We start from the raw sequence: 14085 nt of genomic DNA on the forward strand, positions 1-14085 counted from the left end.
GCGACCTTTGCCCAACCGAAGACGAATATACCCTACGATTATTAGGTGTGTAAGCCCTGAAAGCGATAATGGCCAAGCCCCGTTTTCATAAAAAAAACCTCCAAGCCCAAAAGGCCTGGAGGCTGCCGATCCGCTGCCGGGTCCGAGACGCCGGCAGATCGCGATGTTATTCCCACTCGATCGTGGCCGGCGGCTTGGAGGTGATGTCGTAGACGATGCGGTTGACGTTCTGCACCTCGTTGACGATCCGCACGGAGATCTTCTCCAGCACGTCCCACGGGATGCGCGCCCAGTCGGCGGTCATGCCGTCGATGGAAGTGACGGCGCGGATGCCGACCGTGTACGAATACGTGCGGCCGTCGCCCATGACGCCGACGCTCTTCATGCCCGGCAGCGCGGTGAAGTACTGCCAGATCTCGCGGTCGAGCCCCGCCTTCGCGATCTCGTCGCGGAGGATCGCGTCGGACTCGCGGACGATCTCGAGCTTGTCCTCGGTCACTTCGCCGAGCACGCGGATCGCGAGCCCCGGACCCGGGAACGGCTGGCGCCAGACGATCGCGTCCGGCAGCCCCAGCTCGGAGCCGACCTTGCGCACCTCGTCCTTGAACAGCGCCTTCAGCGGTTCGATCAGCTTGAACTTCATGTCCTCCGGCAGGCCGCCTACGTTGTGATGCGACTTGATCGTCTGCGCCGTCGCCGTACCGCTCTCGACGATATCCGTGTAGAGCGTGCCTTGGGCGAGGAACGCGAAGTCGTCGAACTTGGCGGATTCCTCTTCGAACACGCGGATGAACTCGGTTCCGATGATCTTGCGCTTCTTCTCCGGGTCTTCCACCCCGCGCAAGCCGCCGAGGAAGCGCTCGCTGGCGTCGATCTTCACGACGTTCATCTCGAACTTGCCGACGAACGTGTCCATGACGCTCTCGGCCTCGCCTTTGCGCAGCAAGCCGTGGTCGATGAACATGCAGGTCAACTGGTCGCCGATCGCGCGATGGATAAGCGCGGCGACGACGGACGAATCGACGCCGCCGGACAGCGCGCACAGCACCTTCTGGTCGCCCACTTCGCGGCGGATGTCGGCGATCGTGTCTTCAATGAACGATTCCATGCTCCAGTCGCCTTTGCAATCGCAAATGCGGTACAGGAAGTTGCGGATCATCTCGTTCCCGTAGACGGAATGACGCACTTCGGGATGGAATTGTACCGCGTACAGACGACGCTCGGGATGGCTCATCGCCGCGACCGGCGCATGCGGCGTGCTCGCGTCGACCCGGAAGCCGGCCGGCAGCTCGGTCACGTGGTCGCCATGGCTCATCCATACGGTCTGACGGGTCTCCAGGCCGTGAACCAGCTCGCTGCCCGTGACGAAGTCCACGTCGGACTTGCCGTATTCCCGCTTGTGCGCAGGTTCCACCTTGCCGCCCTGCTGATGCGTGATCAGCTGCATGCCGTAGCAGATGCCCAAGATCGGCACGCCGAGATCGAAGACGGCCGGATCGACGGCAGGCGCCCCTTCGGCGTAGACGCTGGCGGGTCCGCCGGAGAAGACGATGCCCTTCGGCTGCAGCTGGCGGATCTTCTCCGCCGGTGTATTGAAGGGGAGCAATTCGCTGTAAACGCCAAGATCGCGAATCCGACGGGCGATGAGCTGGTTGTACTGGCCGCCGAAGTCGAGGACGACGATCATTTCATGCGCATGATTATTCACTGTGTGAACCGAGCCTCCTAGGTTGCTAACGGGAATCGCGGCGATGCCGGCCGATTGAACGTTTCGCTGTGTACAAGCAAATCAATTGTTGTCATTATAGCTTCGCCCCTCCGACAGCGTCAAGGCAACGCGGCCGTCGGGAGCGGCGTCCGCGAGCGCCTTGCGCAGCGCATCCAGCGGGATGAGCACGCCGCCGTTCCGTTCGGCCACCGATACGCGCCACTCGCTCTCCGCGCCGTCGGCGTCCGCGGCCTTCAGCGTTCCGGTCGAGGGAGACAGCGTCAGCGTGCGCCCTCCCGCCGCGAACGTCGCTTCCTCGGACGCCGCGTCCCAGGCCGCTTCGCCGTCCGACCTGGCCGCCCAGAGCCGCAGAGGGACGTAGGCGGTATCGCCGATGCGGACCAGATCGGACGGCAGCATTTTCCACGCGGCGAGCCACGCCTTCGCGGCGCCGTCGTCCCCCGCCTCCGCCGCACGCTCCGTCGCCTCGACCGCGGGTACGGCCGCGCCCGTTCCGCCGAGCCAGGCGACCGCCGTCTCCAGCGAAGGATCCTGGCGGCTCCATTTCACCGAACTGGCCAATCGAAACTGGGTAGGCGTCATCTTGTCCGACAGCGTGCCGAACGCGTAGCCGTGCTTCTTGTAGAAGGCGATGACCGCGGGGAGCGCCTTGACCGACTCCTCGTGGCCTTTGCCGTCGTGCATCAGGACGATCATCTCGTTCTTGAGCTTGGTTCCCTTCACGTTGGCCGCGATCTCGGACGCCGGCACGTTCTTGCGCCTCGCGTCGCCGCTGTCGACGTTCCAGTCGAAGACGACGTAGCCCGCTTCCTGCAGCGAATCGAAGTAGAGGCGGTCGAAGTTGCCGAAGGTCCCTCCCGGGGCGCGCAGCAGCCGCGTCTTCACGCCGGCCGTGTCCTCGATGATCTTCTCCGTCTTCACCACTTGGGTGGCGAAATTGCGGAAGCTGCCGTACAGGTCTTTGTATACATGGTTATACGTATGATTCCCGATCGCATGTCCCGCCTGCGCGATGGCGCGAAGCTTGTCCGGATGCGCTTTGACTTCGGCGCCCAGGACGAAGAACGTGGCCTGGATCTTCTCCTTCTTTAAGATGGCGAGCACTTGATCCGTCAATGCGCTCGGGCCGTCGTCGAAAGTCAGATAGACGGTCGGGACCGTTTTCTTCTGGGTTTGCGGTACCGGAGACGGCGTTGGCGCAGGCAAGTTCGTTGGCGTGGCCGTTGGTGCCGGAGACGGCTTCGGGGCCGATGCCGGCGCTGGCGACGATGCCGGATTCGGCGTCGCGGCCGGGGCATTGACCGCCTGTGAAGCGCCGCCGCCCGTGCCCGCCCCATTCGGATCGGCCGCGGTCGGCGCTTCCTCGCGTCCAGCCTGCGACGGCTCCGGCGTCGCGATCGCCGATTCGGCGGAAGCAGGGGCCGCCCCCGCGACGCCGGGCGCGCCGACGATGCCGCCGTCTACGACGAACGCGAATAGCCCCAAGAGGATCGCGGCCGTGCGTCTTTTGCTTCTATGGATGTCCTGCCGTGGGGTGCCGTTCTTCCCTTGCGACCGCTCTCTCATCTGCGCGCCTCCCATATCCGTGAACCTATCAATAATTAGAATATATGGGAGTCTATCCGTCCATATGACGACATTATAAGAGATTCCGATTGGCGCCGACCAGCTAAATTTAGCGCCCTTCCGCCGCCTCCAATACTTTCGCGATGTGCCCCTTTACCCGCACGTTCCGCCATTCGCGCAGCAGGTTCCCGGTCTCGTCGATCAGGAATGTCGAACGGACGATGCCCATGTACTCGCGTCCGTACAGCTTCTTCATCTGCCAGACGCCGTACTTTTCCGCGATCGCATGGTCGGGATCCGACAGCAGGAGGAACGGCAAGCCGAATTTGTCGGCGAACTTGCGATGGGACTTCAGATCGTCCGGACTGATGCCGAGCACGACGGCGTCAACCGCGTCGAACGCCGGCGCCGCGTCGCGGAAGTCGCAGGTCTCCTGCGTGCAGGTCGGCGTGTCGTCCTGCGGGTAAAAGTAGAGAATGACCTTGCGGCCGCGGTATCGGCTTAAGGCGACGGTCTCGTCGTTCGAGGCGAGCGCCTCGAAGTCCGGCGCGGCGCCGCCGATCGTTAAGGTTGGCTGCATGATGTCTGCTCCTTCGAATTCGCTTGCTGATATGCCATCAGCGTACCACGAGTCGAACCGCGGAGCAAAGGCGGCGCGCCGCAAGCGGGCGCATCCGGCATTCGTTGGCTTCATTTGGCGCAAGCCGTCGGCGCGGGATGCGGGCGAGGCAATTTTTGCCGTTATTTCCCGGGAAAAGCAAAACGGATTCGCCATCCTCCGGCAAGGCTGGCGAATCCGGTCGCGCGATGAGCGCTTGCCGCCAGGAAGCGACGGGATGACGCGGCGGGCGGCGTATCCTGGCCTTTGATGCCGTTAATCGGCAGCTTCTCCGAAGGCGATGACGACTTCGGTTACGAACCCGCGCCGCGGTATCGCTTGACGCCGCGGTTCCATACGATCAAGCCGATCGCGCCGACGATCAGGCCGACGACCGGCGTCAGCCAGGCCATCGTGCGGTCCGCGTGGCGCTCCAGGAAGAACGAAGCCGGATAGACGCCGACGAACGCGAACGGCAGCACCCAGGTGAGCAAGAAGCGGATGCCTTTGTTGTAGATCTGAATCGGATAGCGCCCGTAGCTCTGGATGTTGTACATGAGCGGAATGATGCCGGTGGGCGAATCGGAGTAGAACGAGATGGCCGCCAACGTCGTGTACAGCCCCGTATAGATGAGCACCGAACCGATCACCATGACGATCAGCACGATCGGATCGTACCAATTGAACGTCAAGCCCAGCTTGGCCCATGCGGCCCCCATAATGCCCAGTCCCACGAGGGAGCCGATGAGGGAGGGCGGATCGACGTTCTCCAGCATCACTTGCGCGAGCGAGTGCGCCGGCCGCGTCAGCACGCGGTCCATCTCGCCCTTGATGATATAGCGGTCGCCGAAGTTCCACAGATTGGTGAAGCAGCTGAACACCCCTTGGGCGATCATGAAGTAACCGTAGACGAACACGACCTCCGCTTCGCTCCAATCGCCCAGCGAAGGCGTATGCTGGAACACGATGAAGATGAAGATCAGATTCATGAGCGAGAACATCAGATCGCTGACGACTTCGACCCAGAAGTCGGCGCGGTAAGTCAGCTTGGTCTTGATGTAGTTGCCCAAGTACTCTCGGAACAGCTCGAATGTATATCTCATGCGCATGCGCTTAACCCCCCTGCACGAACAGCCGTTGACGCGCGGCCCGCCACATCGCCAGAATCGGCAAGATCAGCACCGCGAACCAGACGACCTGCACCAGCAGCGCGTTCCACGTCTCGGCGCCGTTCAGCCGGCCCGTGAACACGGAACCCGGCAAGTACGTGATCGCCTGGAACGGCAGCCACTGGAGCACGATGCGCGCCCATTCGGGGAAAAACGCGATCGGCACGACGACGCCGGAGAGCAGGTCGACCGTCACCCGCTTCATCCGCATCAGTCCTTCGTTGTTCTCCACGAAGAACGCGAACAGCCCGGTCAGGATGTTGAGCTGCGAGTTGATCAGGAAGCTGAACCAGATCATGACGAAGAAAATGATCCAGCGGACCGGATCGGTCGGCAGCGTCACCGGGAAGATCAGCGTCACGATGACCATCCCCGGCACCATGAACAGCAGCAGGCGGAACAGCCCTTCGCCGAAGCCCTGCATCATCTTGACCATGAGATAGGAATAAGGCCGCGTCATCTGCACCGCCACGCTGCCGTCGCGGATGTCGTTCGAGATCTCCCGGTCGAGGTTGTTGAAGTAGAACGCACGCGCCATCCAAGAGACGGCCACGTACGTCGTCATCTGGATGACCGTGAAGCCGGCGAGCGTCTCCGCTTCGCCGTAGATGGCTTTCCACATGAAGTAATAAGCGCCGATGTTAATGGCATAAATAATGATGCCGCTGTAATAATTGACGCGGTAAGCGAGCATCATGAGAAACCGGATGCGGATGAATTCCAAGTAAGCGCTAATCACGATCGAACCGCCTCCGCCTGTGCGGTGGGCGCTTCCTCGTCTCGGACGGGATCGGCGATCCGGTCGGCCGCCGTCTCCGCGCTGCCCGTCCGGTAGATCTCCCTTACGATCTCTTCGGTGCTCGTCTCGAAAATCTTAATGTCGCTAATGTCCGTCGTGCCGACGACCCGCGACAATACGTCCGACACGTTGATCTCGAGCGGGATCCACACCTTCGCGGTGAGTTCGTTCTCCTTGCTCCAGCGGACGTCCAAGCCGCCGGTCAGGAAGGCGAGCCGCTCGATCGCGATCGGATCGTTGAACTGGAACTGCACCTCGCGTCCTTTGCCCCACCGCGCCTTCAGCTCCTCCAGGCCGCCGTCGTAGATGATGCGGCCGTCGTCGAGCATGATGACGCGCGAGCAGAGCGCCTCGATGTCCTGCAGGTCGTGCGTCGTGAGCAGGATCGTCGTGCCGTGTTCGCGGTTGAGCCGCTTCAGGAACTCGCGGATCTCCGTCTTGACGACGACGTCGAGGCCGATCGTCGGCTCGTCCAGGAACAGGATCGACGGATTGTGCAGCAGCGCGGCCGCCAGCTCGCAGCGCATCCGCTGCCCGAGGCTCAGCTTGCGCACCGGGCGGTTCAGCAGCTCGCCCAGCGTGAGCGTCTCTACGAGTTCGTCCAGCCGCCGCTTGAAGTCGTCTTCGCTCACGCGGTATACCTTGCGCAGCAGCCGGAACGATTCGATGACGCCGATGTCCCACCAGAGCTGGCTGCGCTGCCCGAAGACGACGCCGATGCCCTGCACGAATTTCTCCCGGTCCCTGAAGGGGACGTAGCCGTTGACCTCGATATGTCCGGACGTGGGGACGAGGATGCCGGTCAGCATCTTGATCGTCGTCGACTTGCCGGCTCCGTTCTCGCCGATGTAGCCGCAGATCTCGCCTTGCGGAATCTGGAAGCTGATATCCTTCACCGCGGTCACCTGGGTGTGCTCGCGCTTGAACAGGTCGAGCATTGCGCCCTTCAGGCCTTCGCGGTTTTTCTGTACGTTGAATTGCTTGCGCAGTTGTCTGACGTCGATCGCTAGCATAGTTCCCTCCATTTTCGACGAAACTTGATTCTAATCGCCTAAAAACTTTATAATTTTAACATTCGGAACGAATAAAGTTGATATTTATTCCTATCTGAACGCGCTCGCCTAAGAGCGACGCGCCATTCGCAGAAATTGGCGGTGCCGTTTTTACTCGTATTATGTTATCTTACAGGACAACTACACCTGCGTAAACGAAGGGAACCACAGGGATGCGGAAAAAGATGCGGAAAAAATGGAAATGGACGCTCTTCAGCGTCTTGGCCGTGCTCGTCATCGCGATCGGATACGGCGTTTGGTACGTTTACAGCGGGTATCAAGGTTTGGAGAACCTGCAGAAGCCGAAGGATGAATCACGCTTCGGCCAATTCGAAGAGAAGCCGGAGGAGAAGCCGCCCGAATGGACCGGCACCGAGCGCGTCAACGTGCTCCTCATGGGCGGCGACAACCGCGGCCTGGAGGAAGGCGAGACGGCGCGGTCCGACTCCATGCTGGTCGCTTCGTTCGATCCGGCCACCAAGAAGGTGCATCTGTTCTCGATTCTCCGCGACACCTACGTGAAGATTCCGAAACATGGCTCCAACCGCATCAATGCCGCGCTGTCGCTCGGCGGTCCGAACCTGGCGATGAAGACGATCGGCGATCTGACCGGACTCGATATCCAATATTACGTTTACGCGGACTTCCAAGGGTTCATTAAGCTGGTCGATGCGATCGGCGGCGTCGACTTCTACGTGGAAAAGGATATGCACTACACGTCCAAGGCCGACAAGCACATGTTCGACATCGACTTGAAGAAGGGCCAGCAGCATCTGGACGGAGACCACGCGCTCCAGTACGTGCGTTTCCGCCATGACGCGATGAGCGACTTCACCCGGACGGAACGCCAGCGCGCCTTCCTCGGGGCCGTCGCCGACAAGCTGCAGTCCGGCTGGAACATCCTGAAGCTTCCGGAGATCTTGAACAAGGTCAATCCGTACATCGAGACGAACATGTCCGTCGACGACATGTGGAAGCTCGCCAGCCTCGGGTACAAGTCGCATCAAGCGGGCTCCGCGCAGCTGCCTCCGATGGACCTGCTCGCGGACAAGGATGTCGGCGGCTCCTCCGTATTGGCCGTCAGCAGCGAAGACAAGCTGAAGGATTACGTACAGGAAGTGCTGAGCCAGGACAAGACGGAAGCGGCTGCCTCGCCTTCCGGTTCCGCATCGCCTTCCCCCTCGCCCTAAGGGGAGGCGCACAGGACTGCCGTCTGGACGACAGACGGCGGTTTTTCTTTTGGGGCGATTGGTGCGAACGGGATAGCCGATCGCGGCGGGCGGTTGGAGATGGCTGGGGACTGACGGGATGGGTCCGGCGCTGCAGACGGATTGGCGATAGCTTGGGCAGCCGAGTGATCGAGCGGATAGACTAGCGCAGCACACGGATTGGTGAGGACTGGGTGGGCCGGGCGCTGCAGACGGATTGGTGAGGACTGGTTGGGCCGGGCGAATGCACCTCTGCACAGCTTATTGGATTATGGACAACTCCCGATTCGTGATCCGACCCAGCAACTCTCGATACGCGATCCGACCCAGTAACTCTCGATACGCGATCCAAATCCGAGCATTCCCCGTTTCGCTATCCGAGACCCCACAACTCATCTCGCTATCAGTGCCCCATTAACTCGATACGCATCCTAATCCGAGAATTTCCCGTTTCGCTATCCGAGACCCAACAGCTCCCGACCTGCTTGCCGAGCTCCAGCAACTCGATACGCGATCCTAAGCCGAGCATCCCCCGATTCCGCCTTGCGGAACGAAGATCGTCATTCCTAGGAGGATATAAAATATGAACGCAAGAACCGAATCGGCACGGCTGTACAAAGCCGCGCAACAGCATATCGTCGGCGGGGTCAACAGCCCCTCCCGCTCGTTCAAGGCGGTGGGCGGCGGCGCCCCGGTCTTCATGAAGCGCGCCGAAGGCGCCTACTTCTGGGACGTGGACGGCAACCGCTACCTCGACTATCTGGCCGCGTTCGGCCCGATCATCACCGGGCATGCCCATCCGCACGTGACGGAAGCGATCGTGCGGGCCGCGCAGAACGGCACGCTCTACGGGACGCCGACCGAAGGCGAGGTCGCGCTCGCGCAGCGGCTGAAGGAAGCGATCCCGTCGATGGACAAGGTCCGCTTCGTCAACTCCGGCACGGAGGCCGTCATGACGACGATCCGCGTCGCCCGGGCCGCGACCGGCCGCAACAAGATCGTGAAGTTCGCCGGGTGCTACCACGGCCACTCCGACCTCGTGCTCGTCGCGGCGGGCTCCGGCCCGTCCACGCTCGGCATCCCCGACAGCGCGGGCATTCCGGTCAGCATCGCGAGCGAGGTCATCACCGTGCCGTTCAACGACACGGACGGATTGAAGCTCGCGCTCGAGCGCTGGGGCGACGACGTGGCCGCGGTCATGATCGAACCGATCGTCGGCAACTTCGGCATGGTCATGCCGAAGCCCGGCTTCCTCGAGGAGGTATGCCGGATGGCCCGCGCCGCCGGCGCCCTCGTCATCTATGACGAGGTCATCACGGCGTTCCGGTTCCACTACGGCACGACGCAGACGTACGCCGCGGCCTTCGCCGACTTCGCGGCGATCGAGCCGGACCTCACCGCGCTCGGCAAGATCATCGGCGGCGGCCTGCCGATCGGCGCCTACGGCGGACGGCGCGAGGTGATGGCGCAAGTCGCGCCGCTGGGGCCCGCCTACCAGGCGGGCACGATGGCGGGCAACCCGGCGTCCATCGCGGCGGGCCTCGCCTGCCTCGACGTGCTGCGCGAGCCCGGCGTCTATGCGCGCATGGAGGCGCTGGCGATCCGCCTCGCGGACGGACTCCGGTCGTCGGCCGACCGGCACGGCGTCCCGCTCACGATCAACCGCATCGGCGGCGCGCTGTCGACCCATTTCTGCGACCATCCGGTGACGAACTACGACGAAGCGCAGGATACGGACGGCGAGCGGTTCGCGCGCTTCTTCCGCGAAATGCTGGAGCGCGGCATCTACCTGGCGCCGTCCAAGTACGAAGCCTGGTTCCTCACCACCGCGCATACGGACGCGGACATCGACGCCACGCTGGAAGCGGCGGACGCCAGCTTCAAAGCGATCCGATAGCGAAGGCGGGCAGCATGCGAAGTTAGGATTGCGTCACCTGCATTCGCTGGGCGCGCGCAAAGTCCGCTCCGCGGTTGTCCCCGACGCCTCTCTGCCGAGAGACCGGCGGTAGTTGCTCCATCGCGAAGAACCCCCTCCCGATCCAAGCGGATGCGGAGGGGGTTCTTCGCGATTTCGTTAATTCAAGAAGCCTTCCAGCGCGACGGTCGGCTTCATATCGGCCTGCCAAGCGCCTTTGTTGTAGCCGCCGTTATAGCCTGGCGTCGCCTCCGGCTCCCAGTAGAACACGCCCGCGCCCTTGCCGCCCGATAGATTGCGAATCTTCGTCTTGATATCGGCTACGAAGCTCTTGGCCGCCGCGGGCTGATTGTAGTCCATCCCGATCTCGGTGACCATGATCGGCTTGCCGTACCGGGCGATCATGTCGTTCGCGTTGCTGATGGTCTGCGTCACCTTGGACGACCAGTCGGATGCGCTTGGGTAGAGCGACATCCCGATCATGTCGAAGGTCGCGCCATTCGCGATGAGACCGCCGATATTCCAGACGAATACGGCGTTGTCGTAACCGTTGGCCAGATGCACGATCGTCTTCGTGCCGCTGCTGATCGACTTTACCGCGTTGTTGCCGGTATTGACCAGCCACGCGTAATTCTGCATGCTGAGCGAGGCTTTGCCGTCATTCCACAGCATCCCGTTGTTCGTCTCGTTGCCGATCTGCACCCAATCCGGCGTCACGCCGTTGGCCTGCATCGTCGTCATGACCTCCCGCGTCCAATTCCATACCGCGTCCATCAGCTGCTGGAAGGTGTACCCCGCCCAGGCCGCCGGCTTGGTCTGTTGGCCGGGATCCGCCCAAGAATCGCTGTAGTGCAGCGTCAGCATGACGCTCATCCCCGCGGCTTTGGCGCGCTTCGCCAGCGCGGCGGCGCGCTCCTTGTTCAGATAGCCGTTCGTATAGCTGCCGGACGGGTTGACCCATACGCGAATTCGCGCCGAGTTGATCTGGTAGTCGTTTTTGAGAATATCTAAAATATCCCGCTGCACGCCGTTCTTGTCCTTCCACTTGTTGCCCTGGGCCTCCATGCCCGCCACCCAGCTGATATCCGCTCCCTTGGCGAACGTCGGCGCCGCCTCGGCCTTGCGCGGCTGCGACGCGGCGCCTGCGAGCAGCAGCGCGGCCAGCATCAGGGCGGACAGAACGCCGATCACCGTTTTTCGAAGCATCCTCATCATTCCTCCCGTTAGTCGGATGGAGAAGCAACGCCCCTCAAGGCCTATCGTAAGCGCTCTGGATGCGTGGATACAGGATAGGATGGCAACAAATCGAATGTTTTGAAAAGAGACGGCGAAAAGCGGCCGAAACGGCTCCCTTCTCGGCAGACGGATGCGAGCGTTGGCGGGATGCTTCGATGGAGATCGCTTGAGACGGTTGGCGAATTCGAGCGGAAGCTTTCCTGGCCCGTGGCGCCCGGAAAAGAAAAGACTGCCGGCAAACTCGCCGGCAGTCGCTGGACCGCGCTTAATAAGCTTCGTCCAATCGATAGAGTCGATATACCGCGGCCGCCGCTTGGGCCCGGGTGGACGAAGCGCCGCCCATCCTGCCCCACCTTGTCTCGGCCTATGCCTGGCTGCCCCGACCTGCCCGGGGCATGGTACATGTCTGTCCAGACCGCCCAGACCGCCCAGACTGCCCAGAACTGCCCAGACCTACTTAGACCGCCCAGACCTGCCCAAGTCAACGTTAGTCTGTGCCTGACTGCTGAGACCTGCCCGTTCCGTTCCGGTCAGCGGCCGGCCTTATCCCTCCGCCGCTCTCCGCAGCACCCGCGAACCGTTCGCAGGCAGCGTCAGCTCTGCGGCGTCCAGCGGCTCGCCGCTCTCCGCGTCCGCATATGCGCGGCCGTCCAGCGGTACGGTCTGCCCGCTGCCGCTGAAGTTCAGCACGAACACGTAGTCCGTCGCGCCGTCGGTGCGCACTTGCGCCGTGACGCCCGCCGGCAATTCGGCGTCCAGCGCCCGGGGGATGCGAAGCTTCCGCGAGAGCTGTCCGTAGAAGTCCCCATAGAACGTCGGCTCCGCCCGCGTCGCCAGATAATACGCGCTGCCCGCGCCAAGCCGATTCACCGTGAGCGCCGGCCGTCCCGCATAGAAGTCGCTGCGGTAGACCGCCAGCGCTTCGGCGCCCTCCAGATGTACCAGCTCGCACAGCTCCCGCGCGTCGTACTCGCGGCTCAGACGGAGCTGACCGCCGCGCGCGACGTCACCGTGCGCCGTACCGCCGCTCCCGTTGCCGCAAGCCTCGGCCGCCGCGCGGCCCTGCTCTGAGCGACCGCCTTTAGCGCCCGCCGGCACCAGGCCGTTGATCTCGCCGTCATACAGGGCGTCGATCTCCTCGGCCCAGATGCCGAGCGTACGCCGCAGCGGTCCGGGAAAGCCGCCGAGGTAGCAAAGATCGCGCTCGTCCACGATGCCGGACCAGTAGGTCGACACGAGGACGCCGCCATCCGATACGTACCGCTCCAATCGCACCCCCGTCTCTTCCCGGCACAGGTAGAGCATCGGCGCGACGATCAGGGCGTACCGGCCGAGATCGCGCTGCTCCTCGGAGCCGATGACGTCGACCGGGATGCCGAGCGACCAGAGCGCCCTGTAATGGTCCATCACCGTGTCCTCGTAATGGACGCCGCAGTTGCGCGGGCCCTGCGCGTCCCGGACCGCCCAGCGGTTGTCCCAATCGGTCAGGATCGCCGCGCGCGCGGGCGTCGTAGTGCCGACGACGTCCCGCAGCGCCGCTAGCGTGCCGCCCAGCTCCGCCACGTCGCGGAAGACGCGGGTATGCTCGTGGCCGACGTGATCGACGACCGCGCCGTGCAGCTTCTCGCTGGAACCCCGGCTCTTGCGCCACTGGAAGTACTGCACCGTATCCGCGCCGTGCGCGACGGCCTGCAGCGAGGACAGCCGGTGCATGCCCGGCTTCTTCAGCTTGCTCACCGGCTGCCAGTTGGTCAGGCTGGGCGTGCTCTCCATCAGCATGAACGGCTTGTCCTTCAGCGAGCGGAACAGGTCGTGGTTGAACGCGAACCAGGCCGCCGTCCGGCTGTCGTCCGCGGCATCGTGCCAGGTCGGGTACGCGTCCCAGGAGATGACGTCGAGCAGGCCGGCGAACCGGCGGTAGTCCAATCCGTCGTACCAATCCATCATGTTCGTCGTCACCGGCAGCTCGGGATTGAACGGCCTTACGGACGCGATCTCATGACTGCAGAAGTCCGCCGTCCGATCGGTGACGTACCGCCGCCAGTCGAGATTGTGGGCGTGCACCATCGTCTCGCCGTGCGGGGCCGGCGATTCGATCTGGGACCAGCTAGTGTACGTATGCGCCCAGAAGCTCGTCCACCAAGCCGCGTTCAGCGCGTCCAGCGTGCCGTACCGCCGCTGCAGCCACTCGCGGAACGCCTCCTGGCACAGCGGGCAATGGCAATCGCCGCCGTACTCGTTGGAGAGATGCCAGCCGACGACCGCCGGATGGTGCGCATACCGCTCGGCGAGCTTCGCGTTCAGGATCGCCGTCTTCTCCCGGTACGCCGGGGACGTATAGCAATGGTTGTGCCGGTGCCCGTGCAGATTGCGCACCCGGTTCGCGCCGACGCGCAGCACCTCCGGATACCGCTCCGACATCCAGGCCGGGCGGGCGCCGCTCGGCGTCGCCAGCCAGGCATACAGTCCCTCCTCGGCAAAGCGGTCCAGCACGCGATCGAGCCAGCCGAACTCGAACCGCCCCTCCTCCGGCTCCAGCGCCGCCCACGCGAAGATGCCGACGGCCATCACGTTGCAGCCGGCCAGCTTCATGAGCCGGATGTCTTCTTCCAACACGGCCGGATCGTGCTGCCACTGATCCGGATTGTAGTCCGCGCCGTGCATGAAGACCGGCAGCTTGCCGCTGATCGGCGGATGTTTCGGATGCATGTGGATCGTTCCCCTTTCCATTTGCCCTCTACGAATTTTTACTATGATTGGTTCCGCCTCCGCAAGCCCCCAAATGCCCGAGATAACCGCCAGAATCGACTATC

The 14085-nt window shown here is 63.0% G+C and carries 11 protein-coding genes; 3 read left to right on the top strand and 8 right to left on the bottom strand.

Going from position 1 to position 14085, the window contains the following annotated elements:
* Positions 1-166: 166 nt before the first annotated feature.
* The 3 genes from guaA to H7C19_RS10205 all read right to left on the bottom strand — a co-directional run bounded on the left by guaA (position 167) and on the right by H7C19_RS10205 (position 3875).
* On the bottom strand, positions 167-1687 hold the full coding sequence (gene guaA, locus H7C19_RS10195; RefSeq protein WP_185142573.1) for a glutamine-hydrolyzing GMP synthase: 1521 nt from the start codon (positions 1685-1687) through the stop codon (positions 167-169).
* A gap of 102 nt (positions 1688-1789) precedes the next feature.
* The gene (locus H7C19_RS10200) at positions 1790-3295 is read right to left on the bottom strand and encodes a polysaccharide deacetylase family protein (RefSeq protein ID WP_221469160.1); all 1506 of its coding nucleotides are present in this window, start codon (positions 3293-3295) and stop codon (positions 1790-1792) included.
* A 109-nt stretch (positions 3296-3404) separates the two neighbouring features.
* The gene (locus H7C19_RS10205; protein WP_185142549.1) at positions 3405-3875 is read right to left on the bottom strand and encodes a peroxiredoxin; all 471 of its coding nucleotides are present in this window, start codon (positions 3873-3875) and stop codon (positions 3405-3407) included.
* A gap of 1 nt (position 3876) precedes the next feature.
* On the opposite strand from H7C19_RS10205, the gene H7C19_RS34250 reads away from it, so the two are divergent.
* The gene (locus H7C19_RS34250) at positions 3877-4164 is read left to right on the top strand and encodes a hypothetical protein (RefSeq protein ID WP_221469161.1); all 288 of its coding nucleotides are present in this window, start codon (positions 3877-3879) and stop codon (positions 4162-4164) included.
* A gap of 43 nt (positions 4165-4207) precedes the next feature.
* Here the strand turns inward: H7C19_RS34250 and H7C19_RS10210 are convergent, their stop codons facing one another.
* From H7C19_RS10210 to H7C19_RS10220, 3 genes are read right to left on the bottom strand one after another with little or no spacing between them, the layout of a single operon-like run.
* Complete coding sequence (locus H7C19_RS10210; RefSeq protein WP_376775347.1) at positions 4208-4996, bottom strand: ABC transporter permease; 789 nt, start codon at positions 4994-4996, stop codon at positions 4208-4210.
* Positions 4997-5006: 10 nt separating this feature from the next.
* Positions 5007-5801 carry an ABC transporter permease gene (locus H7C19_RS10215; protein ID WP_185142551.1) on the bottom strand — a complete coding sequence of 265 codons (795 nt, stop codon included), beginning with the start codon at positions 5799-5801 and terminating at the stop codon, positions 5007-5009.
* Positions 5798-6874 carry an ABC transporter ATP-binding protein gene (locus H7C19_RS10220; protein WP_185142552.1) on the bottom strand — a complete coding sequence of 359 codons (1077 nt, stop codon included), beginning with the start codon at positions 6872-6874 and terminating at the stop codon, positions 5798-5800. Before H7C19_RS10220 ends, H7C19_RS10215 begins: the two co-directional genes overlap by 4 nt.
* A gap of 224 nt (positions 6875-7098) precedes the next feature.
* Between H7C19_RS10220 and H7C19_RS10225 the strand changes: the two genes are divergently transcribed.
* Complete coding sequence (locus tag H7C19_RS10225; RefSeq protein WP_246469424.1) at positions 7099-8103, top strand: LCP family protein; 1005 nt, start codon at positions 7099-7101, stop codon at positions 8101-8103.
* 601 nt (positions 8104-8704) lie between these two features.
* Complete coding sequence (locus H7C19_RS10230) at positions 8705-10018, top strand: glutamate-1-semialdehyde 2,1-aminomutase (protein ID WP_185142554.1); 1314 nt, start codon at positions 8705-8707, stop codon at positions 10016-10018.
* A gap of 177 nt (positions 10019-10195) precedes the next feature.
* On the opposite strand, the gene H7C19_RS10235 is transcribed toward H7C19_RS10230, so the two are convergent.
* Positions 10196-11203 (bottom strand): glycoside hydrolase family 53 protein, encoded by a 1008-nt coding sequence (locus tag H7C19_RS10235; protein WP_376775348.1) that lies wholly within the window; start codon positions 11201-11203, stop codon positions 10196-10198.
* 612 nt (positions 11204-11815) lie between these two features.
* Complete coding sequence (locus tag H7C19_RS10240) at positions 11816-13981, bottom strand: beta-galactosidase (protein WP_185142556.1); 2166 nt, start codon at positions 13979-13981, stop codon at positions 11816-11818.
* Positions 13982-14085 lie beyond the last annotated feature (104 nt).

Source organism: Cohnella nanjingensis, from assembly GCF_014212125.1.
GTDB classification, from domain to species: domain Bacteria; phylum Bacillota; class Bacilli; order Paenibacillales; family Paenibacillaceae; genus Cohnella; species Cohnella nanjingensis.